Genomic DNA, 25,742 nt, shown 5'->3' with positions numbered 1-25,742 from the left:
GTGACCACCGTCCGCCTCCCGCTCTTCCCCCTGAACTCGGTGCTGTTCCCGGGGCTGGTGCTGCCGCTGAACATCTTCGAGGAGCGCTATCGCGCCATGATGCGCGAGCTGCTGAAGACTCCCGAGGACGAGCCGCGCCGCTTCGCCGTCGTGGCGATCCGCGACGGCCACGAGGTGGCGCCGAGCGCGCCCGGCATGCCCGATCCGACGGCCGTGCCCGAACGTGGCCCCGCCGCGGGCTTCGGCCCCGACCCGGCGAAGTCCTTCCACGGGGTGGGCTGCATCGCCGACGCGGCGACGATCCGGGAGCGGGCGGACGGCACCTTCGAGGTGCTGGCCACGGGGACGAACCGGGTACGGGTGCTGTCCGTCGACGCGTCGGGGCCCTTCCTCACGGCGGAGCTGGAGGAGCTGCTGGAGGAGCCGGGCGACGGGCCGGGAACCCTCGCCGAAGGGGTCCTGCGGGCGTTCCGCCAGTACCAGAAGCGGCTGGCGGGAGCGCGGGAGCGGTCGCTGTCGACCGGGGCCGACCTGCCCGACGAACCGGCGGTCGTCTCCTACCTCGTGGCGGCCGCGATGATGCTGGACACCCCCACCAAGCAGCGCCTGCTCCAGGCGCCGGACACCGCGTCCCGGCTGCGTGACGAACTGAAACTCCTGCGCACCGAGACCGCGATCATCCGTAACCTGCCGTCGTTGCCCGCGTCGGAGCTGACTCGCGGGCGGACGAGCCTCAACTGACGAACGGGTGAAGGCCGCGATGGCGAAGAAGTCCAGGAAGAACCAGCAGCAGGGCGGCACACCGGCGACGGTCGCCCTGACCTCGGCCGGCGTCCCCTTCACGCTCCACGCCTACGACCACGACCCGTCCCACCCCTCCTACGGCGAGGAGGCCGCCGAGGCCATGGGCGTCTCGCCGGACCGTGTCTTCAAGACCCTGGTGGCGGACGTGGACGGCACCCTGACCGTCGCCGTCGTGCCGGTGGCGGGCAGCCTGGACCTGAAGGCGCTGGCGTCGGCGGTGGGCGGCAAACGGGCGGCGATGGCGGACCCGGCCCTCGCCGAACGCACCACGGGCTACGTCCGCGGCGGCATCTCCCCGCTCGGCCAGCGCAAGAGGCTCCCCACGGTCCTGGACGCGTCCGCCGCCACGCACCCCACGATCTGCGTCTCCGCGGGCCGCAGGGGCCTGGAGGTCGAACTCTCCCCGGACGACCTCGCAGGGCTCACGGAAGCGATCCTGGCCCCCGTCGGACGTGCGTGAGGCCTGGTCGTGTCCGACGTCCCGTCGTCCGCCCGCAGGGCGGGCTCCGCGGCGTCATGGGGCCCCGCGCGAGGTCGTTCGAGCGTGGGGGAGGAGCCACGTGGGCGGTTCGGCAACGCGGCTGGGGGTGCCCCCTCTGGGGGAGTGCGTGCCGGGCGTCGCGGAGCAGGCGGGAATCGTCAGACACCCCCTAGGGCAGCGGAGCCCCGTACGGGTCCGGCTGGTCCGGGTCGCGGGGGCCGAACAGGGCGGTCAGGCCGAGGTGCACCAGGAGCGCGGCCAGCGACCAGGCCAGCAGCGCCCCCTTCGCGTTCAGCTTCAGCGGCGCCGAGAAGGTGACGCCCTTGCCTACCTGCTTGGCGTGCGCGATCACGTCCTGGGCGGGCCCGAGCCACACCCCGAGCCGCCAGGCCAGCCAGGACCCCAGCAGGCCGCCGACACCCAGCGCCACCACCAGGGGAACACCGCCGCGCCGCCGCGCCAAGAACACCACGAGCGCGCTGACCACACCGAAGGCCAGAGCGAGCAGCGTGAACGTCCCGTCGACGCCGATCGCCTGCTCCCCCTCGCTGTCGGCGAGATAGACCACCCAGGCCTTGTTCACCACGTCCCCGACCAGCGGCACGTGCGGCGCGAGCCACCACCACAGCACCCCGAGCAGCACCCCGCCGAGCGCCACCGCGACCGTGACCACGGCGGCCTCCCGCACTTCGGTCTTCATGCCGGGCCCGTCCTGTCCGTACGTGCCGCCGTACCAGGCGGCGTCGTGCCCCAGGGGCGCACCGTGTCCCCCGGCAGGTACCTGCCAGGCCTGCTGCGGCGCTGGTGAGTCCTGGGCAGACTGCGAGGACGGTTCGTGCGGAGGCGGAGTCAACGGTGCGGTCACCCCGCCATCGTGCCAGGCCCACCTGTGCGGCGCGTCACCGGACGGCCGCCCGACGGTAGGCCCAGGTGGCCGCGGCCAGCGAGACGACGCCCACGCCGGCGCACACGGCGAGGTCACCGACCACGAAGGCCCAGTCGGGATGCCCGCCGAAGGTCCGGGCGAAGGCCTCGACGCCGTAGGTCGACGGCAGCAGATCCCGCGCGAGGCGCACGATCTCCGGCATGCGGTCGGCCGGCAGCACGCCCAGCAGCAGCGCGGCGGACATGCCCAACTGCCCCAGCAGGGTGGCGAGCTCCGGCCGGGGCGCGAGCAGCCCGAGAGCCGCCCCCAGGCCGGACAGGGCGGCCCCGGCCAGCGGAATCACCGCGGCCAGCACCCACAGGTGCCCCATCGGCAGCCCGAACAGCACGCACCCGAACGCCGCGGTCACCACGGTCCCCGGCACGGTGAAGGAGGCGTACGCGCCCGCCGCCCCGAGCACCACGGCGGCCGGCGGCACCGGCAGCGTCGCGTAGTGGTCGAGCCCGCCGCTGGCCCGCAGCTGCCCGAAGTACTGGGCGAGCAGGTTCAGCGCGACGAAGGCCACCACGAGCACCGACGAACCGGCCACCACCGACTCGGCCTCGCCGCCGCCGCTCACGACCCCCCGCATCAGGATCATGATCCCGACGGACTGGAAGGTCGCCACGAACAGCAGCGGGATCCGCGCGACCCGCGCGCGGGACAGCTGCGCCCGGTACACGGCGACCAGCGCCGGCCACATCCGCGCCCGCGGCCCCAGCTCGGCCGCGCCGCGCGCACCGTCCTCCACGCCCAGGGCACCGGGCAGGACATCGGCGGGTACGACACTCACGTCGCGCTGCTCCCCTTCTCGCTCGGGCGCACGGCAGCCGCCCTCGTCCCGGTCGCCCGTCCTCGTAGGGACCATACGGTCGCGGCGGTCGTCGTGCTCACGCCTTCACCAACCCCTGCTGCGCGGCGCCCCCGAGGGCCAGGTACACGTCCTCCAGGCTGGGCGTCGCCAGCGTGAAGTCGTCCAGCGCGGCGAAGGCGCTGCCGCCGGTCACGGTGGCGACGACGGCACGGGCCTCCTCCGGCGCGAGCCGCAGCGTCCAGCGGCGTCCGGCCTCGACGGCCCGTTCGCGCAGGGCGGCGACCTCGGGGACGGACAGCGGCGCGGCCTCGCGCCACACCAGTTCGACCCGGACCTCCCCGGCGACCTTTTCCTTCAGGCCGGCCGGGGTGTCGCAGGCGATCACCCTGCCCTGGTCGAGGACGGCGACCCGGTCGAGGACGGTCTCGGCCTCGATGACGTTGTGGGTGACGAGCAGCACGGTGGTGCCGCGCTCGGCCCGCCGCCGGTCCACGGCCGCCCAGACGGCCCGCCGGGCCACCGGGTCCATCCCTGTGGTCGGCTCGTCGAGCACGAGCAGGGGCCGCTCCCCGACCAGCGCGGCGGCGAAACAGGCCAGCCGCCGCTGCCCGCCGGACAGCTTCTTCAGAGGCCGCCCGGCGATGGCCGTGAGCCCCAGCTCCTCGAGCACGGCGTCCTTCTCGGCCCGCGCCTGCCGCGCCTCCAGGCCCCGCAGCCGCCCGGTCGTCTCGGCGGCGAGCGACACGGTGAGCTCGTCGAGCGCGCTGGACTCCTGGCCGAGGTAGGCGAGGATCCGGGCGGCCCGCTCCGGGTGCCGCACGATGTCGTGCCCGAGGATCTCCACCCGCCCGGCGTCGGGCCGCATCAGCCCGGTCAGCTGCCGGACCAGGGTGGACTTGCCGGCCCCGTTCGGCCCGAGCAGCCCGAAGATCTCACCGCGCCGGATGTCGAGGCGGACGTCGTCCGTGGCCCGCACGGCCGGGGTGCCCGGCGCCTCGCGCCGTCCCCGTACCGCCGGATAGGTCTTGGTCAGCCCGCGCACCGCGCACACGACATCCCCACCGTGCCGAAGTGCCTGTGCCGCGCGCGTACTCACAAAGGACGAGGGTACGGGGTCGCCGCCGCCGGCCCGCTCTCGGGTTGGTCCAGGGCGGCACATCCACGGGTAAAGAACTACTCGCCCGCGGTCGCGTGCTCCGCCGCCGTGCGGACGTCGATCTCCCGCCAGAACCCGGCCCGAATGGCGTAACGGTCGTGCTCGTCGATCTGGTCGTCCTTGTGCGCCAGCAGCCCGAAGCGGGCCGCGTACCGCAGCAGCTCGCCGTCGATGCGGTGCGGGATGCGCGGGTACATGCCGGAGAGCCTCTGCAGCTGGCTCTGGTCGCCCAATCGCTCCATCCACCGCCGCGCGAACACCTGTCCGACCTCGTACGGGTCGCCGCCGACGGTCGTGATGTCCTCCTCCCGGTCGGCCCACCGCTGCTCGGCCGTGGTCAGCTGCGCCAGCGTCGGCATCGAGGCGGCATCCGGTGCCTCCGTGACCGGCCGGTCGACCCAGCCCTTGTCGGAGGACCAGCGCAGCGTCGCGTTCGGCGGCTGCGGCGCGGGCTGCACGCCGGGGGCGCGCAGGGCGGCGAGGTCCTTCGGCGTGGGCACGCCCTTGGGTGCGGGCACCCGCTCCTGCCTGCCGTTCTCCGACGCGGCGGCGGCCGGGGCGTGCTCACTCTCCTCGCCGGACCGCTGGGCCTCGCCGAGCGAGGACTCCGGCAGCGGCGCGGAGAGGATCGCGGCGATCTCGGGCCGCGGCACGGGCGGCGGCGCGCAGATCCCGCCGAGCTCCTTGGCCCGTACGGCCTTGGTGATCCAGGTACGGTCCAGCACGCGCCGCTCGTCGGCCTCGGCGACCAGGTCCTCGGACTGGTTGTAGTCCCCGTCCGCCGCCTGCACCGCCCACAGGTGTACGGCCACGCCGTGCTCCTTGGCCGCCATCATGCCCGGCAGCAGGTCGCCGTCGCCGGTGACCAGGACGATGTCGGAGCAGGCGCGGTTGCGGGCCAGCTCGGTGAGCTCGGCGTGCATGGCCGCGTCGACGCCCTTCTGCGCCCAGCGTCCGTCGCTGCGGGTCAGCGCGCCGAGGCGGACGGTGACCCGGGGCATCACGCGCAGCCGGCGGTGCTCGGGCTGTGGAACGCGGTCGGGGGCGCCGTCGAACCAGTAGATGCGCAGCAGCGGCCGTTCGGTGTCGGCCTCGGCACGTTCGCGCAGGCCCTGGATGAGGGCGGTGTGGTCGACGGTGATGCGGGAGCGGGAGGGCTCCCCGGCGAGGAGACTGGCGGCGGCCCCCAGCAGATACCCGGCGTCCACCAGGACGATGCAGCGGTCCACGCGATCCACCCTCTTTCCGGGAGGTTTGCTTCGGGCTTCCTTCGAGTCTGCCCGACTACGCAGGTGTTAACGGCCGGAACTCGATCTTCGGCGTGGCGTTTCGGAGTGCGGACCCGGTCCACACTCCCCGACCAGCCATGTCACAGACGGTAATTATCCGACATGCGCCTGTTGTCAGCATATGTGAATCTGGTCCCGGCCCTGGCCCCTAGATCACCCCCAGGAGGCAGATCACCATGGCCAAGAACAAGAAGCAGAACCGTAAGCAGCCGCAGACCGACCGTGGTCCGCAGCAGGCGGAGCACGCCTCGATGGAGGCGCCGGCCGAGCAGCGTGTCCCGGGCATCACCCCGGGCGACATGGCCCGCAAGGGACAGCAGAAGAGCTTCGGTCACAACTGACGCATCGGTAACGGGTTGTTGAGACCCAGGCACCACCGAGGGGCGCGTTCCGTGCGGGACGCGCCCCTCGCGCGGGCAGGCGCCACTCAGCCGGCCAGGCAGGACGGGCCGAGCAGCACCTTGAGGTCACCGAAGAGCGCCGGGTCCGGCTTCACCCGGTGCCGGTCCAGTCGCAGCACCGTCGTCTTGGTCGGTCCCTGGAGCTTGATGCGGACCTCGCTGTCGCCCCGGTGGTGACTGAGGATCTCGCCGAGCCGGTTGACCATCGGCGGGGTGACCCTCGTCGCCGGAATGGTGAGGACCACGGGCGCGTTGGTGCCCGCGTGCGACAGGTCGGGGACCTGGAGCTCCATCGCCACCAGCCGCGGCACGTCCTCGCGCTTGTCGAGCCGGCCCTTGACGAACACCACGGCGTCCTCGACGAGTTGGGTCGACACCAACTGGTACGTCGCCGGGAAGAACATGCACTCGATGGAGCCGGCGAGGTCCTCGACGGTGGCGATCGCCCAGGCGTTGCCCTGCTTGGTCATCTTGCGCTGCAGGCCCGAGATGATGCCGCCGATCGTCACGACCGCGCCGTCCGCGTGCTCACCGCCGGTGAGCTGGGCGATGCCCGCGTCCGCCTTGTCGGACAGCACGTGCTCCAGGCCGAAGAGCGGGTGGTCGGAAACGTACAGGCCGAGCATCTCCCGCTCCTGGGCGAGCAGATAGGTCTTGTCCCACTCCTCCTCGGTGAACTGCACGTCGAGGCCGAAGCCGGGCTCGCTGCTCTCCTGTTCGCCCATGCCGCCGAAGAGGTCGAACTGGCCCTCGGCCTCCTTGCGCTTGACCGCGACCACGTTGTCGATCATCGGCTCGTACTGCGCGGTGAGCCCCTTGCGGGTGTGCCCGAGCGAGTCGAACGCGCCCGCCTTGATGAGCGATTCCGTGGTCCGCTTGTTGCAGGCGGCGGCGTCGATCTTGTCCAGGTAGTCGGGGAAGGAGGCGAACTTCCCCTTCGCCTTACGCGCCCTGATGATCGAGTCGACCACGCCGGTGCCGACGTTGCGCACCGCCTCCAGGCCGAAGAGGATCACGTCGTCGCCCTGGGCGGCGAAGTTGTGCACCGACTCGTTGACGTTCGGCGGGAGCACCTTGATGCCCATGCGGCGGCACTCGTTGAGGTAGACCGCCGACTTGTCCTTGTCGTCCTTGACGGAGGTCAGCAGCGCGGCCATGTACTCGGCGGGGTGGTTGGCCTTGAGGTACGCCGTCCAGTAGGAGACCAGTCCGTACGCGGCCGAGTGCGCCTTGTTGAAGGCGTAGCCGGCGAAGGGGACCAGCACGTCCCACAGGGCCTGGATGGCCTCGTCGCTGTAGCCGTTCTTCTGCGCGCCGGCCTGGAAGATGGTGAAGTTCTTGGCGAGTTCGTCGGGCTTCTTCTTGCCCATCACACGGCGGAGGATGTCGGCCTCGCCGAGCGAGTAGCCGGCGATGATCTGGGCGGCCTTCTGCACCTGCTCCTGATAGACGATCAGGCCGTAGGTGACGTCCAGGACCTCCCTGAGGGGCTCCTCCAGCTCCGGATGGATCGGGGTGATCTCCTGGAGCTTGTTCTTGCGCAGGGCGTAGTTGGTGTGCGAGTCCATGCCCATGGGGCCGGGACGGTAGAGCGCGGAGACGGCCGAGATGTCCTCGAAGTTGTCGGGCTTCATCAGGCGCAGCAGCGAGCGCATGGGGCCGCCGTCGAACTGGAAGACGCCGAGGGTCTCGCCGCGCTGAAGCAGTTCGAAGGTCTTGGGGTCGTCCAGCGGGAGACTCAGCAGCTCGAGGTCGACGCCCTTGTTGGACTTCACCATCTTGACGGCGTCGTCCATGATCGTCAGGTTGCGCAGGCCCAGGAAGTCCATCTTCAGCAGGCCGAGCGATTCGCAACTCGGGTAGTCCCACTGCGTGATGGTCACGCCGTCGGTGTGCCTCACCCACACGGGCACGTGCTCGGTGATGGTCTCGCTGGACATGATCACGCCGGCGGCGTGCACGCCCATCTGCCTCACCAGGCCCTCGACGCCCTTGGCGGTGTCGATGACCTTCTTCACGTCCGGCTCGTTCTCGTACATCGCCCGGACCTCGCCCGCCTCCGAGTAACGGGGGTGGGAGGGGTCGGTGATGCCGTTGAGATCGATGCCCTTGCCGAGGACGTCGGCGGGCATGGCTTTGGTGATGCGGTCGCCCATCGCGTACGGGTAGCCCAGCACGCGCGCGGAGTCCTTGATCGCGTTCTTGGCCTTGATCTTGCCGTAGGTGCCGATCATGGCGACCTTGTCGGCGCCGTACTTCTCCGTCACGTACCTGATGACCTCGACGCGCCGACGCTCGTCGAAGTCGATGTCGACGTCGGGCATGGAGATGCGCTCGGGGTTGAGGAAGCGCTCGAAGATCAGGCCGTGCGGGATCGGGTCGAGGTCGGTGATGCCCATGGCGTACGCGACGATCGAACCGGCCGCGGAGCCCCGGCCGGGGCCGACGGCGATGCCGTTGTTCTTGGCCCACATGATGAAGTCGGCGACGACGAGGAAGTAGCCGGGGAAGCCCATCGAGATGATGACGTCCATCTCGTAGTCGGCCTGCTGCCGGCGGTCCTCGGGGATGCCGCCCGGGAAGCGGCGCTCCATGCCGCGGCGGACCTCCTCCTTGAACCAGGAGACCTCGGTGTATCCCTCGGGGATGTCGAACTTCGGCATGAGGTTCTTGGCCTCGAACATGCCGGCGGTGTCGACCATCTCGGCGACCAGGAGGGTGTTGCGGCAGCCTTCCTGCCAGGCCTCCGAGGAGTCGATGGCGTACATCTCGTCGGTGGACTTGAGGTAGTAGCCGGTGCCGTCGAACTTGAAGCGGTCGGGGTCGGAGAGGTTCTTGCCGGTCTGGATGCACAGCAGGGCGTCGTGGGCGCTCGCCTCGTGCGCGTACGTGTAGTGCGAGTCGTTGGTGACCAGCGGGGGGATGCCGAGCTTCTTGCCGATCTCCAGGAGGCCGTCACGGACCCGGTGCTCGATGTCGATGCCGTGGTCCATCAGCTCCAGGAAGTAGCGGTCCTTGCCGAAGATGTCCTGGTAGTCGGCGGCGGCCTTCAGGGCCTCGTCGTACTGGCCGAGGCGCAGCCGGGTCTGGAGTTCGCCGGAGGGGCAGCCGGTGGAGGCGACGATCCCCTCGGACCACTGGGAGATGGTCTCCTTGTCCATCCGGGGCCACTTCTGCAGCCAGCCCTCGGCGTAGGCGTCCGAGGAGAGCCGGAAGAGGTTGTGCAGGCCCGTCGAGTTGACCGCCCACATCGTCTTGTGGGTGTAACCGCCGGAACCCGAGACGTCGTCGCGCTTCTGGTGCGGCTGACCCCACTGGATCTTCCGCTTGTTGCGCCGGGACTCCGGGGCGACATAGGCCTCGATCCCGATGATCGGGGTGATACCGGCCTTCTGCGCGGAGTGGAAGAAGTCGTACGCCCCGTGGAGGTTGCCGTGGTCGGACATGGCGATGTGGGTCATGCCCATCTCGTTGCACGCGTCGAACATGTCCTTGAGCCGCGCGGCACCGTCCAGCAGCGAGTACTGGGTGTGGACGTGCAGGTGCGTGAACGGCGGCTTTGACACGGTGGAGCCTCCAGAGGAAACAGTCGACGACGGGACGGCGGACAGTCTTGGGGTCAGCGTCGAAGTCTATGCCTCGGGACTGACAATCCGAGGGCTGCCCCGCGTACCTTCACAGCGGGGGTCGCGGGCACTTCCGCGCACCCCCGACCGTTGGGAAAAAGACAGAAACGCCGTCGTACACATCCCTGCACCAGGAGGCACTCCGCGATGTCGGTACCCCAGCTCAACGACGAGCAGCGCGGTGAGGAGATCCTCACCGTCTTCGACACCGCCTTCGGCCGGCTCCTGGCCGCCGACCCGGCCGCGTTCCGGGTGAAGTTCCGCAAGATGGCGGCCTCGGCGTTCGCCTTCTACCGGGGCACGGCGGCCCTCTTCTACCACGACCTCGACGCCGACCGGCGGGGCGGCCCGTACCTGGACGAGCGCACCTCGCGGGTGTGGATCCACGGCGACCTGCACGCGGAGAACTTCGGCACGTACATGGACTCCAACGGCCGTCTGGTCTTCAACGTCAACGACTTCGACGAGGCCTACGTCGGCCCGTTCACCTGGGACCTGAAGCGCTTCTCCGCCTCGGTGGCGCTGATCGGGTACGCGAAGGCGCTGAGCGACGACCAGATCACCGAGCTGGTGCGGGTGTACGCGGGCGCGTACCGCGAGCGGATCCACGCGCTGGCGACCGGCGCCAAGAGCGACGAGGTGCCGCCGTTCACCCTGGACACCGCGGAGGGCCCGCTGCTGGGCGCCCTGCGCGCGGCCCGTTCGCTGACCCGCTTCGAGCTGCTGGACTCGATGACGGAGATCCGTGACTTCGAGCGCCGCTTCGCCCCCGGCGGCGGCTCCATCGAGCTGGACGCGGCCACCCGCTACAAGGTGCTGGCAGCCTTCGACGGCTATCTGGAGACGCTGCCGGACTCCTCGCTGGCCCGCCCGGACTCCTACCGGGTCAAGGACGTGGTGGGGCGGCGCGGCATCGGCATCGGTTCGGCGGGGCTGCCCTCGTACAACATCCTCCTCGAGGGCCACAGCGACGCCCTCGAGAACGACGTGGTGATCTACATCAAGCAGGCGCAGACCCCGGCCGTCTCCCGGCACGTCACCGACCCGGCGATCCGCGACTACTTCCAGCACGAGGGCCACCGCACGGTGATCTCGCAGCGGGCCCTGCAGGCGCACGCGGACCCGTGGCTGGGCTGGACCGAGCTGGACGGCGCGGGGCAGCTGGTGGCCGAGGTGTCGCCGTACGCGGTGGACCTGGAGTGGGGCGACATCGACGACCCGGAGGAGATCGCGGCCGTCGTCGCGGATCTCGGCCGGGCGACGGCGACCATGCACGCGGCCGCCGACGACACCTCCGGGGAGTCCCTGGTGCCGTTCTCCACCGAGCGGGCCATCGACGCGGCGATCGCGGCCGACGAGGACGGCTTCGCGGACCTCCTGGTCGACTTCGCGCACGTCTACGGGGCACGCGCGCGCAGCGACCACCAGATCTTCGTGGACCTGTTCCGCAACGGGCGGATTCCGGGTCTCTAACGGTCCGTGCCCCCACAGCGACCTTTTAGGGGTCCCTTACGGGCACACGTGACACACTCTCCACGCTATGGACATATCCGGGACCCGACTCAGAGCGCTTCGCGCGGCGCTGTTCACGGCACTCGTCGTGACGCTCAGCACCGCGTCGCACGTGCTGCTGTCGCGGGTCCCGCTGCCGCTGAACACGGTGGCCGCGCTCGCCGTCACCGTGTTCGCGGTCTGCTACGCGCTGGCCGGCCGGGAGCGCGGCTTCGGACCGATCGCCGGCCTGCTCATCCCGCTGGAGCTGGCCGCCGACACGATCCTGACCACCGGCCAGCACGTCTGCTACGGCCGCGCGGGAGGCCCCGTCGCCGGCCCGCTGCGCTCGGTCGGCTGGGACGTGCTGTGCGGCAGCAACACCCAGGTGGGCACCCCGCTGGCCCGGGTGACCGGCACCGACACCGACCGCCTCGCGGCGCTGCTCGCGCACGCCGACCCGGCCACCGCCTGGCTGCTGCTCGGCGCCCACGTCGGCGTCGGCCTGCTCGCCGCCGTCTGGCTGCGCCGCGGCGAGCGCGCGCTCGCGCAGCTGCTGCGGGCGATGGCCGCGACGACGTTCCGGCCCCTGCTGCTCGCGGTCGCCGCCGTCGCCGTGCGCCCGGCCGGCACGGTACGGCGCCTCGGGCGCCCCCTGCCGCGCGCGGCCGCCGTTCGCGACCGGCTACTGGTGCACTCCCTGGGACGGCGTGGACCGCCCTGCTCGGCCGCTCTCGTCTGAACGACCCACAGCACTGAGCACGAGTAGTCCCCCACACGTATCCCGCGTACGACATGTGCGCGTCCCACATGGAGATCACCAACATGAGCAAGCGGAACAGCCAGGCGTCGAAGACGGCGGCCCGGGAGCGGCTGCGCGAGGAGCGCGAGCGGCAGGCCAAGCGGGCCAAGGCCAAGCGGCAGGCCATCGTGGCCGGCTCGGTCGTCGCCGTCCTCGCGGCTGCCGGCGGCATAGGCTACGCGGTCGTCCAGGCCAACAAGCCCAGCTACTGGGCGGGCCTGAAGGACGCCAAGGTCGTCGCCCCGGCCAACACCACCGGCACCAAGGGCACCACGGTCGTCATCGGCAAGAGCACCGCCCCGAAGACCCTCAAGGTCTACGAGGACCCGCGCTGCCCGATCTGCGCCCAGTTCGAGCAGACCGTCGGTTCGACCGTGACGAAGGACATCGCCGACGGGAAGTTCAAGATCCAGTACATCGGCGGCACGTTCATCGACAACAAGGACAACGGCCAGGGCTCCAAGAACGCGCTGAGCGCCCTGGGCGCCGCGCTGAACGTCAGCGACGACGCGTTCCTCGCCTACAAGACCGCCCTGTACTCGGCAAAGTGGCACCCGGACGAGACGACCGACAAGTTCAAGGACGACAACTACCTGATCAAGGTCGCGCAGACCGTCCCGGCGCTGAAGGACAACACCAAGTTCCAGGACGACGTCAAGAAGGGCACGTACGACGCCTGGGCGATGGCCATGTCGAAGACCTTCGACGACAACAAGGACGGCGTCACCGGCACGCCGAGCTTCGTGATGAACGGCAAGATGCTCACTGCGGACAGCCAGGGCAACCCGCCGATGACCGTGGCGCAGTTCAACCAGGTGGTGGACGCGGCCCTCAAGGCCTGAGCCGGAGACCGGCGGACGACCGCCCAAGGAAGAGCGGGCGAACTTTCCCAGGTTCGCCCGCTCTCTCGCTTACCGATCAGTAACCTGTTCGCCCGTGACCAGTCGACACAGATCATCCGAGGCGTCCCAGGCCCCCGACTCCCGCTTCCCGCGCCGCCGTACGGTCGTCAAGGCCGCGGCCGCGACGGCCGTCCTGGCCGGCCCGCTCGCCGCCGCCCTGCCCGCCCGGGCCGCGGCCGACACCCCGCAGTTCCTGCACGGCGTCGCCTCCGGCGACCCGCTGCCCGACGGCATCCTGTTGTGGACCCGGGTGACCCCCACCGCCGAGGCGGTGCCGGGCTCCGGGCTCGGTCCGGACACCGAGGTCAGCTGGGTGGTCGCCCGGGACAAGGCGTTCACGACGATCGTCGCCGAGGGCTCGACCACGGCGACCGCCGCCTGCGACCACACGGTGAAGGCGGACATACGGGGCCTGGAGCCGGCCACCGACTACTGGTTCCGCTTCTCGGCGGGCGGTACGGACTCCCCCGCGGCCCGCACCCGCACCGCGCCCGCCGCCGACGCCGCCGTTCCCGGCCTGCGCTTCGGCGTGGTGACCTGCGCCAACTGGGAGGCGGGCTGGTTCTCCCCGTACCGCCATCTCGCGGCCCGGAGCGACCTCGACGCGTGGCTCCACCTCGGCGACTACATCTACGAGTACAAGTCCGGCGAGTACGCGGCCCGGGGCACGGTCGTGCGCCCGCACGCGCCCGCCAACGAGATCATCACGCTCGCCGACTACCGCACCCGGCACGGCAGGTACAAGACCGACCCGGACCTGCAGGCGCTGCACGCGAAGGCACCGGTCGTCGCCATCTGGGACGACCACGAGTTCGCCGACAACGCCTGGTCGGGCGGCGCGGTCAACCACACCGAGGGCGCCGAGGGCACCTGGACCGACCGCAAGGCGGCGGCCAAGCAGGCCTACTTCGAGTGGATGCCGGTGCGTCCCGCGATCGCCGGCACCACTTATCGCCGGCTGCGCTTCGGCAGGCTCGCCGACCTGTCCCTGCTGGACCTGCGCTCCTTCCGCTCCCAACAGGCGTCCAGCGGTTCCGGCTCGGTCGACGACCCGAACCGCACGATCACCGGGCGCGCCCAACTCGACTGGCTGAAGGCCGGGTTGAAGGCCTCGGACACCACCTGGCGGCTGGTGGGCAACTCGGTGATGATCGCGCCGTTCGTCATCGGCTCGCTCTCCGCCGATCTGCTGAGGCCCCTCGCCAAGCTGCTCGGCCTGCCGCAGGAGGGCCTCGCCGTCAACACCGACCAGTGGGACGGCTACACCGACGACCGGCGCGAACTGCTGGCCCATCTGACCTCGAACGCCATCCGCAACACCGTGTTCCTGACCGGCGACATCCACATGGCGTGGGCCAACGACGTGCCGGTGGACGCCGGCACGTACCCGCTGTCGGCCTCCGCCGCCACGGAGTTCGTGGTCACCTCGGTGACCTCCGACAACCTCGACGACATCGTGAAGGTCCCCGAGGGCACGGTCTCGGCGCTCGCCGCCCCGGTCATCAGGGCCGCCAACCGGCACGTCCACTGGGTCGACACCGACCGCCACGGCTACGGCGTCCTCGACATCACCGCCGACCGGGCGCAGATGGACTACTACGTCGTGTCCGACCGCACGGACCCGAACGCGACCGCGTCCTGGGAGCGTTCGTACCGCACCCGCAGCGGCACGCAGAAGGTCGAGCGGACCTACGACCCCGTCTGATCAGAGCGTCTCGAGGAAGCCGAGCGCCACCCGCCAGGTGGCCTCGGCGGCCTCCTCGTCCCAGTCCGGCAGGCCGGGGTCGGTGTAGAGGTGGCCGGCGCCCGGGTAGCGGTAGATCTCCACGTCCGCGCCCGCTCTGCCCATCTGCAGGTACCAGGCGCTCAGCCAGTCGTCCGTCTCGAACGGGTCCGGCTCGGCCACGTGCAGCTGCACCGGCAGCTCGTCCACCGCCGCGTTCGCCGCGATGTCCGACGTGCCGTGCAGGAGCAGCAGCCCCCGGGCCTTGTCGTCGCCGAGGGCGAGGGTCTGCGCGATGGACGCGCCGAGCGAGAACCCGGCGTACACCAGGCCGCGCTCCGAGTAGGGGGCTGCGGCCAGCACGGCTCTCTTGAGCAGCTCGTCCTTGCCGATCTCGTCCTTGGCGGCCATGCCCTCCTCGACCGTCTCGAACGTACGCCCGTCGAAGAGGTCCGGGGTCCACACCTCGTGTCCGGCGCCGCGCAACCGGTCCGCGGCCTCGCGCACCGCGGGCCTCGGGCCGTAGGCCGAGTGAAAGAGCACGATGTTCATGAGGCCATGGTGCCAGCCGGGACCGACAACGCCGTCCGGCGGCCGTACCCCCTTCACGCCGGAACTCACATGTTCATCACCCCGGAGGGCCGGTTAGGTTCGGAGGCATGGAGAACGTACTCCGCCCGCTGATCGTGATCGGCGGCTCGGTCCTGCTCACGCTGCTCATCGGCTGGGCCTCGGACCAGCTGCTGCGCAAGGCCGACGGACGGCACAGTGAGACCCCGCTGTGGGGTCTGCTGCGCCGTGGCCGCATCCCCTACCAGCTCGTGCTGTGCGCGGCCATGCTCAGAGGCTCCTACGACCAGGCCCGGCTGCTGCGGGAACACCGGGTCGCGATCGGCCAGTTCCTGACCCTGGTGCTGATCGGGGCGGCGGCCTGGCTGGTGATCCGGATCGCGGCGGCGATAGTCGAGACCTCCTACAGTCGTTACGCCCGCGCCCACCACGACGCCGCCCGGGTCCGCCGGGTGCGCACCCAGGTGTCGCTGATCATGCGCGTGGTCTCGGCGATCGTCGGTGTGGTGGCCGTGGCCGCGATGCTGCTGACGTTCCCCGCGATGCGCGCGGCCGGTGCCTCGCTGCTGGCCTCGGCCGGCATCCTCGGCATCGTCGCCGGTGTCGCCGCCCAGTCGACGCTGGGCAACATGTTCGCGGGGCTGCAGATCGCCTTCGGCGACATGGTGCGGCTCGGCGACACGGTGGTGGTGGACGGCGAGTGGGGCACGGTCGAGGAGATCACGCTGACGTTCCTGACCGTGCGGACCTGGGACGAGCGCCGGATCACCATGCCGGTGTCGTACTTCACCTCGAAGCCGTTCGAGAACTGGTCGCGCGGCAGCAACCAGATGACCGGCATCGTGTACTGGCACCTCGACCACTCGGCGCCGATCGAGGCGATGCGGGAGCGGCTGCGGGACATCCTGCGCGAGTGCCCCGCCTGGGACGGCCGTGCCCACAACCTCGTGGTCACCGACTCCACGCCCAACACCATCCAGGTCCGCGCCCTGGTCACCGCCAAGGACGCGGACGACATCTTCACGGTACGGGTCGCGGTGCGCGAGCAGATGATCAGCTGGCTGTGCGCGGAGCACCCGTACGCGCTGCCCCGCGTCAACACGGCGGACGCCACGCTGCCGCCGAGCCGGCCCTCCCTCGACGACCATCTGGACGGCCACTTCAACGGGCGTCTCGACGGCCACCGCGACGCCGCGGCGGCGCAACGCGCGCGCGAGTAGCCGGAGACGGGGTGCGCCGTGCGGGCTCAGCGCCCGCGCTCGGCGCCCCCGTTGACCTGGATCACCTGCGAGGTGACGTGTGCCGCTCCGGGCGAGGCCAGCCAGTGCAGGGTCGAGGCGACGTCACCGGGGGTGCCGGGGCGCTTGTCCAGCGTGTCGGAGATGAGCCGCTCGCGCCGCGCCGGGTCGATGGCCGGCCCGAAGAACTCGGTGTCCTCGATGTAGCCGGGCGCGACCACGTTCGCGGTGATCCCGCGCGGCCCGAGCTCCCGGGCCAGGTCATGGGCGTACGGGTGCAGGGCGGCCTTGGCGCCCCCGTACGCCCCGCTGCCGGAACCCCGGTAGGCGGCGATGGAACTGACGAACAGCACCCGGCCGCCCGGGGAGGCGAGCCGGTCCTTGAGGGCCTCGGTGAGCAGGGCGGCGGTCAGGGTGTTGATGCGGAAGTTGACGGTCCAGTCGTGCGCGACCCGGTCGAGCGGGTCCGCGCTCTCGGCCGGTCGCTCCAGCTGTCCGGTGCCGCCGGCGCTGTGGACCAGGACGTCCACCGTCCCGAACTCCTCCGCCACGAACTGGGCGACCCCGCGCACGGCGGCGGTGTCGGCGAGATCGGCGGCGTAGGTCGACGCCCCCGGCACGTCGGCCTTCCGCAGGACCTCCTCCCGCCGCCCGAGCAGCAGCACCCGGTCTCCCTCCGCCGCGAACACCCGCGCCGCCGCGAGCCCGATGCCGGTACCTCCACCACTGATCACCACATTGCGAGCCATGATCCGACCCTATGTACTCAGGGCCCGGCGCGCGCAACCGATGTGGGTCAGCGCAGGCTGCGTACGTCGAGATGGCGCAGCACCCGGTCCACGATCTCGGGGTCCGCACCGGGTTCGCTGCGCGCGGCCAGCACCTCGTGCCGCGCGGCGCTCAGCAGCTCGCCCTGGATGCGGCGCATCCGCTTGAGCCGGCGCACCCGCATCTCGTGCGCCTCCCGCCGCTCCTCCTCGCCCATCTCCGGGCTGATCCGCACCCCGATCTCCAGGGCCCGCCTGAGCATCTGCTCGGACAGCTCGTCCGGCAGGTCCTCGACCTCCTCGATCTCCTGGAGCCTGCGCTTGGCCGCCTTGGCGGCCCGCACGGCGAGTTCCTTCTCGAAGGCCTTCTCGCGCTCGGTGTCGGCCTGCACGCCGAGCTTGCGCACCAGCAAGGGCAGCGTCAGGCCCTGCAGCACGAGCGTGCCCATGATCACACCGAAGGCGATGAAGACGATCTCGTCCCGGTCGGGAAAGGCGGAACCGGCGTCGGTGGTCAGCGGGATCGCCAGCGCCAGCGCCACCGAGGCCACGCCCCGCATCCCCGACCACCACATCACCACGGTCTCCCGCCAGCCCATCGGGATGTCCTCGTCGTAGTCCCGCCGGGCGTGCAGCCGTTTGGTGAGCCAGGTCGCCGGCAGCAGCCACGCCAGCCGGACCAGCACCACCACGCCGAGCACCGCCGCCGCCCAGCCGAGCATCTCGCCCCACCGTCCGGAGGCCGTGCGGAGGGCGTTGTGCAGCTCCAGGCCGATCAGGCCGAAGGCGACGCCGGTGACGAGCGTGTCGATGATGTCCCAGAAGGTGTGCCCGGCCAGCCGGGTCATCACGTCGTCGGGGTCGGAGGCGTACTCGGCGAGGAACAGCGCGGTGGTGAGCACGGCCAGCACACCGGAGCCGTGCAGCTCCTCGGCCAGCACGTAGGAGGCGTACGGCACGAGCAGTGTCAGACCGACCTGCAGGGTGGCGTCGCCGAGCACGTCGAGGAGCCGGTTGGCGCCCCAGCCGAGGGCCACGCCGATCGCGACGGCGACCACGGCGGACAGCACCAGGTCGAGGGCGGCGCGGCGCGCGTGGAACTCGCCGCTCACCGCGGCGGCCACGGCCACGTGGTACAGCACGATCGCCGTGACGTCGTTGAACAGGCCCTCGCCCTCCAGGATCGACACCAGGCGGCGGGGCAGCCCGAGTTGGCCCGCGACCGCGGTCGCCGCGACCGGGTCGGGCGGCGCGACCAGGGCGCCCAGCGCGACGGCGGCGGCGACGGGCAGCCCCGGCACGATGGCGTGGGCCATGACCGCCACGCACAGGGTGGTGACGAAGACCAGCGCCACCGCGAGCAGGAAGATCGGCCGCCGGTTCGCCGCGAACTGCCGCCAGGACGTGCGGCGCACCGCCGCGTACAGCAACGGCGGCAGCAGCAGGGGCAGGATCAGCTCGGGCGGGACATTGACGTTGGGCACGAAGTCGGCCACCGCGAGGACGACTCCGAGCAGGGTCATGAGCACCGGGGCCGGCAGTCCGAACCGGTCCCCCACCGGCACACTCAACACGGCCCCGAGCAACAGCACGAACAACAGGGCCAACTGATCCACGGTCAGCGCTCCGGGAGGATCGAGAACGGGAGGCGGACTTCAAGCCTGCCACGACCCCGACCCCACCAGCCCTTTCGGCCCCCTCCGTTACAGAGCGCGCCGCATGGCGCGGTGCGGTATGCCCGCTTCGAGGTACTCCGGCCCGTACACCTCGTACCCCAGCCGCTCGTAGAACCCGAGGGCGTGCGTCTGCGCGTGCAGGTCCACGGCGGTCAGGCCTCGCGCGCGTGCCGCGTCCTCGATGGCCCGGACGAGCGTGACGCCCACGCCCAGTCCGCGCGCCTCCCGCGTGACGGCGAGCCGCCCGAGCGAGCCCACCGACAGGTCGCCGTCGACCTTCGCCGCGGCCGCCGGACCGTGCAGCAGCCGCCCGGTGCCGAGCGGCACCCCGTCGTCCCGCACGGCCAGCACATGCAGGGCGGCGGCGTCGTACGCGTCGTACTCGATGCCCTCGGGCACGCCCTGCTCGCCGACGAAGACCTCCTTGCGTACCGCGAAGCACGCCTCCAGGTCGGCCGGGTCCTCGGCGATCCGGACGTCGTACGCGCGCGTGCTCATCCGTACGTCTCCTCGCGGACCTGGTCCAGCGCCTTCTGCAGGTCGGCCGGGTAGTCGCTCTCGAACTCGACCCACATCCCGTCCCCCGGGTGCTCGAAGCCGAGGCGGACGGCGTGCAGCCACTGGCGGGTCAGGTGCAGCCGCTTGGCGAGGGTCGGGTCGGCGCCGTAGGTGAGGTCGCCGACGCAGGGGTGGCGGTGGGCGGCCATGTGGACGCGGATCTGGTGGGTGCGGCCGGTCTCGAGCTTCACGTCGAGGAGGGAGGCCGCGCGGAAGGCCTCGATGAGGTCGTAGTGCGTCACGGACGGCTTGCCGTCGGCCGTGACGGCCCACTTGTAGTCGTGCTGGGGGTGGCGGCCGATGGGCGCGTCGATGGTGCCGCTGGTCGGGTCGGGGTGGCCCTGTACGAGCGTGTGATAGCGCTTGTCGACCGTGCGCTCCTTGAACTGCCGCTTGAGCGAGGTGTAAGCGCGCTCCGACTTGGCGACCACCATCAGACCCGAGGTGCCGACGTCCAGCCGGTGCACGATGCCCTGGCGCTCGGCGGCACCGGAGGTGGAGATGCGGTAGCCGGCCGCGGCGAGGCCGCCGATGACCGTCGGGCCGGTCCAGCCGGGGCTCGGGTGGGCGGCGACACCGACCGGCTTGACGATCACCACCACATCGTCGTCGTCGTGCACGATCTCCATGCCCTCGACCGGCTCCGCGACGATCTGCACGGGCGCGGGCGCCTGCGGCATCTCGACCTCGAGCCAGGCGCCGCCGTGCACCCGCTCGGACTTGCCGACCACCGAGCCGTCGACCGTGACCTTCCCCTCCGCGGCGAGCTCCGCGGCCTTCGTGCGGGAGAAGCCGAACATGCGGGAGATGGCGGCGTCGACGCGCTCGCCCTCCAGGCCGTCGGGCACGGGCAGGGTACGGATCTCGGGAATCGTGCTCACCCGTCGAGTATGCCGGACAGCGCCGACCGGCCCGACCGCGCCTGTGGACAACCGCCGACTTGGTCGGGGGACGGTTCAGTCCTTGTGGACGGTTCCGTCCGGGTCGAGGCCCCTGAAGGACAGCAGCACGATCAGGATGCCGCCGCACACGATCGCCGAGTCGGCCAGGTTGAAGACGGCGAAGCCCTTGGGGGCGATGAAGTCGACCACCGCGCCCTCGAAGACGCCCGGCGAGCGGAAGATCCTGTCGGTCAGGTTGCCGAGCGCGCCGCCGAGCAGCAGGCCGAGGGCGATCGCCCAGGGCAGGCTGTAGAGCTTGCGGGCGAGCCGGGCGATCACCACGATCACCGCCGCCGCGATCACCGTGAAGATCACGGTGAAGGCCGCGCCGAAGCCGAAGGCGGCGCCCGCGTTGCGGATCGCCTCGAGCCTCAGCCACTCACCGGCGATGTCGATCGGCGCGTGGTGCTCCAGCTTGGCGACCACGAGCAGCTTGCTGACCAGGTCGAGCGTGTACGCGAAGGCGGCCACCGAGAACAGCACGGCGATCTTGCGCCTGCCCTGGGGCCGCGCGGACCCGTCCTGCTCCGGCCCGGCCCCAGCCTGTGGGGAATCCGGCGTACCGATGATGCGCTCCGCCTCTGCCACGTGAGTCCCTCAACCTAGGTACCTGACTGAGCACGAGGGTACGGCACGCGTGCGTGCGCCCTCAGTACCGGCGTTCCTGCTTCTGCTTGCACTCCACGCACAGGGTGGCCCGCGGGAAGGCCTGCATACGGGCCTTGCCGATGGGGTTGCCGCAGTTCTCGCACAGTCCGTAGGTGCCCGCGTCCAGTCGCTGCAGGGCGCGCTCGGTCTGGGTGAGCATCTCGCGCGCGTTGGCCGCGAGGGCCATCTCGTGCTCGCGTGTGATGTTCTTGGTGCCGGTGTCCGCCTGGTCGTCCCCGGCGCCGTCCCCGGAGTCCCGCATCAGGCCCTGCAGGGCGTCCTCGGACGACGTGATCTCGTCCCGCAGCCGCTGTGCCTCGGACAGCAGCTCCTCGCGCGCCTCGTCGACCTCCTGAGGGGTCCACGGGTCCTCGCCGGGGCGCACCGCGAGCTCGCCCGGCTCCACCGCCGCGGCGACGCGTGCCTTGGGTACGGCGGTCTGTGCCGCCGTGGCCGTGCCAGGAGTCTTCTTCGCAACCACTGTCGTGGCTCCCGTCTGCTCCGCGGCCTGCGCCGCGCCCGCCTTCTTGGCCGTGCTCTTGCTCTTCTTCGCCGCGGCGGCCTTCTTGACGCCGACAGCCTTCTTGGCGACGGTCTTCGCGCTTGCCGCCCGCTCCGTGACCGTCTCCTTCACCGCGGCCGTCGTCTTCTTCGCAGCGGCTTTCTTCCCTGCGGCCGTCTTCTTCCGCGCCGCCGTGGTCTTCACCGCGGCCTTCTTCGCCGGTGCCGCCCTTTTCGCGGCGACCTCCTTCGCAGCGGCCTTCTTCCCCGTGGCCGTCTCCTTCACCGCGGGCTTCTTCGCAGCGGCCTTCTTCCCCGCGGTTTTCCTCTCCGCGGCCGTTTCCTTCGCCGTCGCCTTCTTCGCCGACGCCGTCTTCTTCGGGGGCTCCGTCTTCTTCGCCGCCGCCGTCTCCGGCGCAGCCCTCTTCGCCGCCGTCTTCTTCGCGACCGTCTTCTTCGCCGCCGGCCCGCCGGTCGCCTTCCGGCCGACCGCCGCTCTCCGCGTACCCGAGAGTCTCTCCGGTCCCTCCCCTTCGGCAGGGCTTCTCGCGGCTGAGGCGGTGGTCCCCCGTACCGTCCTCACCCTCTTCTTGCCGCTCACATCCTTGGCCGCACCGCCCGGGGCCTGTGTGGACCTGCCGGACGCCGACTGCTGTACGGCGGTCTTCTTCGCCACCATGGCCGCGGCCCCTTCACATATTGTGATCTTGCACGCGAATCGTGCTGGGACGATAAATCGACTCGAGTCCCGCGGCAACGGGGCGCACCGCCCGATTCGCCCGGCTCGCGCACGCCGCTCCGCGAGCCTGCATGCGTTGTGCCCAGCTCCCCGCGGGGTAATCCGCCGGGCCTTCCGTCCCAGGATCCGAACACGCGTACCGCTCCATTCGGGGCATCCCGGGCCGTACGGCACCGTGGCCCCCGGGTACCCGAAAACCGGTCGGCCGCTGTCCGTGCGGCGCCGTACACTGGGCGGAGCGAAAAGCGTGGATGGGGACGAGTAGCGGCGTACGCAGCCCAGAGCGACCCGGGGACGGTGGAAGCCCGGGGGCGAGCGCGACGCGAAGATCACCCCGGAGCCGCCGGAAGAAAGCCGCAGGCACGAGCAGCGGCGAGTAGAGCCGGCATCGCGACCCCAATGAGGGGGCTCACCGGTGCGCACCACGCGCCGGAGGGCCAAGGAGGGTGGTACCGCGGGAGCACGCCGAAACCGGCGTAGAGAAGGACACGGCTCTCGTCCCTCCGGACGGAAGGCAGCAAGTCCGCCGGAGGAAGCTCGCTGATGACAACGCCGACGTACCGCCAGGTGCCCGCCCAGGTCGACCTGCCCGCGCTCGAGCACGCGGTGCTCGACTTCTGGCGCGAGCAGAAGATCTTCGCCAAGACCCTGGAGCAGTCCGAGGGCCGCCCCGAGTGGGTGTTCTACGAGGGCCCGCCCACCGCCAACGGCATGCCGGGCGCCCACCACATCGAGGCCCGCGTCTTCAAGGACGTCTTCCCCCGCTTCCGCACCATGCGCGGCTACCACGTGGCCCGCAAGGCCGGCTGGGACTGCCACGGCCTCCCGGTGGAGCTGGCGGTCGAGAAGGAGCTCGGCTTCAGCGGCAAGCAGGACATCGAGAAGTACGGGATCGCCGAGTTCAACGCCAAGTGCCGTGAGTCGGTGACCCGGCACACGGACGCCTTCGAGGCGCTCACGACCCGCATGGGGTACTGGACCGACCTCCAGGACCCCTACCGCACGATGGACCCCGAGTACATCGAGTCGGTCTGGTGGTCGCTGAAGGAGATCTTCGGCAAGGGCCTGCTGGTCCAGGACCACCGGGTCGCCCCCTGGTGCCCCCGCTGTGGCACGGGCCTGTCCGACCACGAGCTGGCGCAGGGCTACGAGACGGTCGTCGACCCGTCCGTGTACGTCCGTTTCCCGCTCACCTCCGGTCCGCTGGCCGGCGAGGCCGCCCTCCTGGTGTGGACGACGACCCCGTGGACGCTGGTCTCCAACACCGCGGTCGCCGCCCACCCCGAGGTCACCTACGTCGTCGCGACGAACGGCGAGGAGAAGCTCGTCGTCGCCGAGCCGCTGGTCGGCAAGGCGCTGGGTGAGGGCTGGGAGACCACGGGGCAGTCCTTCACCGGCGCCGAGATGGAGCGCTGGACGTATCAACGTCCGTTCGAGCTGGTGGAGTTCCCGGAGCCCGCGCACTACGTGGTCAACGCCGAGTACGTGACGACCGAGGACGGTACGGGTCTGGTGCACCAGTCCCCCGCCTTCGGTGAGGACGACCTCAAGGTCTGCCGCGCGTACGGTCTGCCCGTCGTCAACCCCGTCCGGCCCGACGGCACCTTCGAGGAGGACGTCCCGCTCGTCGGTGGCGTCTTCTTCAAGAAGGCGGACGAACGCCTCACCGAGGACCTCCAGCAGCGCGGCCTCCTCTTCAAGCACATCCCGTACGAGCACAGCTACCCGCACTGCTGGCGCTGCCACACCGCGCTCCTCTACTACGCGCAGCCGTCCTGGTACATCCGCACCACGGCCGTCAAGGACCGCCTCCTCCAGGAGAACGAGAACACCAACTGGTTCCCGGAGACCGTCAAGAACGGCCGCTACGGCGACTGGCTGAACAACAACATCGACTGGGCGCTGTCCCGCAACCGCTACTGGGGCACCCCGCTGCCGATCTGGCGCTGCGAGGACGACCACCTCACCTGCGTCGGCTCCCTCGCCGAGCTGACCGAGCTGACCGGCACGGACCAGTCGGGCCTCGATCCGCACCGCCCGTTCATCGACGAGGTCACCTTCGCGTGCCCTACGTGCGCCAAGACGGCCACGCGCGTGTCGGAGGTGATCGACGCCTGGTACGACTCGGGTTCGATGCCGTTCGCGCAGTGGGGCTACCCGTACAAGAACAAGGAGCTGTTCGAGGCCCGCTACCCGGCGCAGTTCATCTGCGAGGCCATCGACCAGACCCGCGGCTGGTTCTACACGCTGATGGCGGTCGGCACGCTGGTCTTCGACAAGTCCTCCTACGAGAACGTCGTCTGCCTCGGGCACATCCTCGCCGAGGACGGCCGCAAGATGTCCAAGCACCTGGGCAACACCCTGGAGCCGATCCCGCTGATGGACCGGCACGGGGCGGACGCTGTGCGGTGGTTCATGGCGGCCGGCGGTTCGCCGTGGGCGGCCCGCCGCGTTGGACACGGCACGATCCAGGAGGTCGTCCGCAAGACCCTGCTGACGTACTGGAACACGGTCGCCTTCCAGGCGCTGTACGCCCGTACGTCCGACTGGGCGCCCAGCGAGGCCGACCCGGCGCCCGCCGACCGCCCGGTCCTGGACCGCTGGCTGCTGTCCGAACTGCACGCGCTCACCGACCAGGTGACGCAGGCGCTGGAGGCGTACGACACCCAGCGCGCCGGCAAGCTGCTCTCCGCGTTCGTGGACGACCTGTCCAACTGGTACGTCCGCCGCTCCCGTCGCCGCTTCTGGCAGGGCGACAAGGCGGCGCTGCGCACCCTGCACGAGGTCGTGGAGACGGTCACCAAGCTGATGGCCCCGCTGACGCCGTTCATCACCGAGCGGGTCTGGCAGGACCTGGTGGTGCCGGTGACTCCGGGCGCCCCGGAGTCGGTGCACCTCGCGTCCTGGCCGGAGGCGGACCTGTCCGCGATCGACCCGGAGCTGTCGAAGCAGATGGTGCTGGTGCGGCGGCTGGTGGAGCTCGGCCGTGCCACGCGCGCGGAGTCGGGCGTCAAGACCCGTCAGCCGCTGTCGCGGGCGCTGGTCGCGGCGGCCGGCTTCGACGCGCTCGACCGGGAGCTGCACAGCCAGATCACCGAGGAGCTGAACGTCTCCTCGCTGGCGTCGCTGTCCGAGGTCGGCGGTTCCCTGGTGGACACCACCGCGAAGGCCAACTTCCGGGCGCTGGGCAAGCGGTTCGGCAAGCGGGTGCAGGACGTCGCCAAGGCTGTGGCGAACGCGGACGCGGCGGCGCTGTCGCTGGCCCTGCGGGAGGGTACGGCCTCGGTGGAGGTCGACGGCGAGACGATCACGCTCGCTCCGGACGAGGTGATCATCACGGAGACCCCGCGCGAGGGGTGGTCGGTGGCGTCCGACTCCGGTGCGACGGTGGCGCTGGATCTGGAGATCACGGAGGAGCTGCGGCAGGCCGGTCTGGCCCGTGACGCGATCCGGCTCATCCAGGAGGCGCGCAAGAACAGCGGCCTGGACGTGGCCGACCGGATCGCCCTGCGCTGGACGTCCACGGACTCCGCGGTGATCGCGGCGCTCAGCGAGCACGCGGCGCTGATCGCGGACGAGGTCCTGGCGACGGACTTCGCCCAGGGCGAGGCGGACGGTACCTTCGGGTCGCCGTTCACTGACGAGGGCCTGTCGCTGACGTTCCGCCTGCGCAAGGCGTAGCCTCTCGCA

Annotated in this window: 21 protein-coding genes; 9 read left to right on the top strand and 12 right to left on the bottom strand. The window is 71.0% G+C overall.

What is annotated here, in order from left to right; genetic code table 11:
- Nucleotides 1-741: an LON peptidase substrate-binding domain-containing protein gene (locus ACIRVK_RS18680; RefSeq protein ID WP_404248253.1), complete on the top strand. Its 741-nt coding sequence runs from the start codon at nucleotides 1-3 to the stop codon at nucleotides 739-741.
- A gap of 19 nt (nucleotides 742-760) precedes the next feature.
- On the top strand, nucleotides 761-1,264 hold the full coding sequence (gene ybaK, locus ACIRVK_RS18675) for a Cys-tRNA(Pro) deacylase (protein ID WP_404248251.1): 504 nt from the start codon (nucleotides 761-763) through the stop codon (nucleotides 1,262-1,264).
- A 190-nt stretch (nucleotides 1,265-1,454) separates the two neighbouring features.
- Here the strand turns inward: ybaK and ACIRVK_RS18670 are convergent, their stop codons facing one another.
- From ACIRVK_RS18670 to ACIRVK_RS18655, 4 genes are all read right to left on the bottom strand, one after another.
- Nucleotides 1,455-2,150, bottom strand: coding sequence for an AAA family ATPase (locus ACIRVK_RS18670; RefSeq protein ID WP_404248249.1), 696 nt, complete (start codon nucleotides 2,148-2,150; stop codon nucleotides 1,455-1,457).
- A gap of 34 nt (nucleotides 2,151-2,184) precedes the next feature.
- Nucleotides 2,185-3,003, bottom strand: a complete 819-nt coding sequence (locus ACIRVK_RS18665) for an ABC transporter permease (protein ID WP_404248247.1) — start codon at nucleotides 3,001-3,003, stop codon at nucleotides 2,185-2,187.
- Nucleotides 3,004-3,100: 97 nt separating this feature from the next.
- Nucleotides 3,101-4,075 carry an ABC transporter ATP-binding protein gene (locus ACIRVK_RS18660; RefSeq protein ID WP_404248367.1) on the bottom strand — a complete coding sequence of 325 codons (975 nt, stop codon included), beginning with the start codon at nucleotides 4,073-4,075 and terminating at the stop codon, nucleotides 3,101-3,103.
- 122 nt (nucleotides 4,076-4,197) lie between these two features.
- On the bottom strand, nucleotides 4,198-5,409 hold the full coding sequence (locus ACIRVK_RS18655) for an NYN domain-containing protein (RefSeq protein ID WP_404248245.1): 1,212 nt from the start codon (nucleotides 5,407-5,409) through the stop codon (nucleotides 4,198-4,200).
- 236 nt (nucleotides 5,410-5,645) lie between these two features.
- On the opposite strand from ACIRVK_RS18655, the gene ACIRVK_RS18650 reads away from it, so the two are divergent.
- Nucleotides 5,646-5,810: a hypothetical protein gene (locus ACIRVK_RS18650; protein ID WP_404248243.1), complete on the top strand. Its 165-nt coding sequence runs from the start codon at nucleotides 5,646-5,648 to the stop codon at nucleotides 5,808-5,810.
- 86 nt (nucleotides 5,811-5,896) lie between these two features.
- Here the strand turns inward: ACIRVK_RS18650 and dnaE are convergent, their stop codons facing one another.
- Nucleotides 5,897-9,436, bottom strand: coding sequence for a DNA polymerase III subunit alpha (dnaE, locus tag ACIRVK_RS18645; RefSeq protein WP_404248241.1), 3,540 nt, complete (start codon nucleotides 9,434-9,436; stop codon nucleotides 5,897-5,899).
- 207 nt (nucleotides 9,437-9,643) lie between these two features.
- Here dnaE and ACIRVK_RS18640 point away from each other — a divergent pair, with 207 nt between their 5' ends.
- From ACIRVK_RS18640 to ACIRVK_RS18625, 4 genes are all read left to right on the top strand, one after another.
- On the top strand, nucleotides 9,644-10,969 hold the full coding sequence (locus tag ACIRVK_RS18640) for a DUF2252 domain-containing protein (protein WP_404248239.1): 1,326 nt from the start codon (nucleotides 9,644-9,646) through the stop codon (nucleotides 10,967-10,969).
- 67 nt (nucleotides 10,970-11,036) lie between these two features.
- On the top strand, nucleotides 11,037-11,729 hold the full coding sequence (locus tag ACIRVK_RS18635; RefSeq protein WP_404248237.1) for a hypothetical protein: 693 nt from the start codon (nucleotides 11,037-11,039) through the stop codon (nucleotides 11,727-11,729).
- Nucleotides 11,730-11,812: 83 nt separating this feature from the next.
- A complete protein-coding gene (locus ACIRVK_RS18630) occupies nucleotides 11,813-12,631 on the top strand; it encodes a thioredoxin domain-containing protein (protein ID WP_404248235.1) in 819 nt (272 codons plus the stop codon).
- Between the two features lie 94 nt (nucleotides 12,632-12,725).
- Nucleotides 12,726-14,396 (top strand): alkaline phosphatase D family protein, encoded by a 1,671-nt coding sequence (locus tag ACIRVK_RS18625; protein ID WP_404248233.1) that lies wholly within the window; start codon nucleotides 12,726-12,728, stop codon nucleotides 14,394-14,396.
- Here ACIRVK_RS18625 and ACIRVK_RS18620 read toward each other — a convergent pair whose 3' ends face one another.
- A complete protein-coding gene (locus ACIRVK_RS18620; RefSeq protein ID WP_404248231.1) occupies nucleotides 14,397-14,966 on the bottom strand; it encodes a dienelactone hydrolase family protein in 570 nt (189 codons plus the stop codon).
- Between the two features lie 107 nt (nucleotides 14,967-15,073).
- Here ACIRVK_RS18620 and ACIRVK_RS18615 point away from each other — a divergent pair, with 107 nt between their 5' ends.
- Nucleotides 15,074-16,204, top strand: coding sequence for a mechanosensitive ion channel family protein (locus ACIRVK_RS18615; protein WP_404248229.1), 1,131 nt, complete (start codon nucleotides 15,074-15,076; stop codon nucleotides 16,202-16,204).
- A 26-nt stretch (nucleotides 16,205-16,230) separates the two neighbouring features.
- On the opposite strand, the gene ACIRVK_RS18610 is transcribed toward ACIRVK_RS18615, so the two are convergent.
- The 6 genes from ACIRVK_RS18610 to ACIRVK_RS18585 form a co-directional block, all read right to left on the bottom strand.
- Nucleotides 16,231-16,971, bottom strand: coding sequence for an SDR family NAD(P)-dependent oxidoreductase (locus ACIRVK_RS18610; RefSeq protein ID WP_404248227.1), 741 nt, complete (start codon nucleotides 16,969-16,971; stop codon nucleotides 16,231-16,233).
- A gap of 47 nt (nucleotides 16,972-17,018) precedes the next feature.
- A complete protein-coding gene (locus tag ACIRVK_RS18605; RefSeq protein WP_404248225.1) occupies nucleotides 17,019-18,605 on the bottom strand; it encodes a Na+/H+ antiporter in 1,587 nt (528 codons plus the stop codon).
- Between the two features lie 87 nt (nucleotides 18,606-18,692).
- The gene (locus ACIRVK_RS18600) at nucleotides 18,693-19,163 is read right to left on the bottom strand and encodes a GNAT family N-acetyltransferase (RefSeq protein WP_404248223.1); all 471 of its coding nucleotides are present in this window, start codon (nucleotides 19,161-19,163) and stop codon (nucleotides 18,693-18,695) included.
- The gene (locus ACIRVK_RS18595) at nucleotides 19,160-20,104 is read right to left on the bottom strand and encodes an RluA family pseudouridine synthase (RefSeq protein WP_404248221.1); all 945 of its coding nucleotides are present in this window, start codon (nucleotides 20,102-20,104) and stop codon (nucleotides 19,160-19,162) included. Before ACIRVK_RS18595 ends, ACIRVK_RS18600 begins: the two co-directional genes overlap by 4 nt.
- Nucleotides 20,105-20,179: 75 nt before the next feature.
- A complete protein-coding gene (lspA, locus tag ACIRVK_RS18590) occupies nucleotides 20,180-20,752 on the bottom strand; it encodes a signal peptidase II (protein WP_404248219.1) in 573 nt (190 codons plus the stop codon).
- A gap of 61 nt (nucleotides 20,753-20,813) precedes the next feature.
- Nucleotides 20,814-21,992 (bottom strand): TraR/DksA family transcriptional regulator, encoded by a 1,179-nt coding sequence (locus tag ACIRVK_RS18585; protein WP_404248217.1) that lies wholly within the window; start codon nucleotides 21,990-21,992, stop codon nucleotides 20,814-20,816.
- A 603-nt stretch (nucleotides 21,993-22,595) separates the two neighbouring features.
- Here ACIRVK_RS18585 and ileS point away from each other — a divergent pair.
- Complete coding sequence (gene ileS / locus ACIRVK_RS18580) at nucleotides 22,596-25,733, top strand: isoleucine--tRNA ligase (RefSeq protein ID WP_404248215.1); 3,138 nt, start codon at nucleotides 22,596-22,598, stop codon at nucleotides 25,731-25,733.
- The last annotated feature ends 9 nt before the right edge of the window (nucleotides 25,734-25,742 follow it).

The organism is Streptomyces sp. NPDC101152 (assembly GCF_044768275.1).
In the GTDB taxonomy this organism is placed as follows: Bacteria; Actinomycetota; Actinomycetes; order Streptomycetales; family Streptomycetaceae; genus Streptomyces.
The sequence above is the reverse complement of the archived record's forward strand: the minus strand, read 5'-3'. Positions and strand labels throughout refer to the sequence as shown.

Coding starts and splice junctions, on each gene's coding strand:
- ACIRVK_RS18630 (WP_404248235.1), top strand. CDS start 11,813: ATGAGCAAGCGGAACAGCCAGGCGTCGAAGACGGCGGCCCGGGAGCGG.
- ACIRVK_RS18640 (WP_404248239.1), top strand. CDS start 9,644: ATGTCGGTACCCCAGCTCAACGACGAGCAGCGCGGTGAGGAGATCCTC.
- ybaK (WP_404248251.1), top strand. CDS start 761: ATGGCGAAGAAGTCCAGGAAGAACCAGCAGCAGGGCGGCACACCGGCG.
- ACIRVK_RS18620 (WP_404248231.1), bottom strand. CDS start 14,966: ATGAACATCGTGCTCTTTCACTCGGCCTACGGCCCGAGGCCCGCGGTG.
- ACIRVK_RS18600 (WP_404248223.1), bottom strand. CDS start 19,163: ATGAGCACGCGCGCGTACGACGTCCGGATCGCCGAGGACCCGGCCGAC.
- ACIRVK_RS18610 (WP_404248227.1), bottom strand. CDS start 16,971: ATGGCTCGCAATGTGGTGATCAGTGGTGGAGGTACCGGCATCGGGCTC.
- ACIRVK_RS18585 (WP_404248217.1), bottom strand. CDS start 21,992: ATGGTGGCGAAGAAGACCGCCGTACAGCAGTCGGCGTCCGGCAGGTCC.
- ACIRVK_RS18650 (WP_404248243.1), top strand. CDS start 5,646: ATGGCCAAGAACAAGAAGCAGAACCGTAAGCAGCCGCAGACCGACCGT.
- ACIRVK_RS18635 (WP_404248237.1), top strand. CDS start 11,037: ATGGACATATCCGGGACCCGACTCAGAGCGCTTCGCGCGGCGCTGTTC.
- ileS (WP_404248215.1), top strand. CDS start 22,596: ATGACAACGCCGACGTACCGCCAGGTGCCCGCCCAGGTCGACCTGCCC.
- ACIRVK_RS18615 (WP_404248229.1), top strand. CDS start 15,074: ATGGAGAACGTACTCCGCCCGCTGATCGTGATCGGCGGCTCGGTCCTG.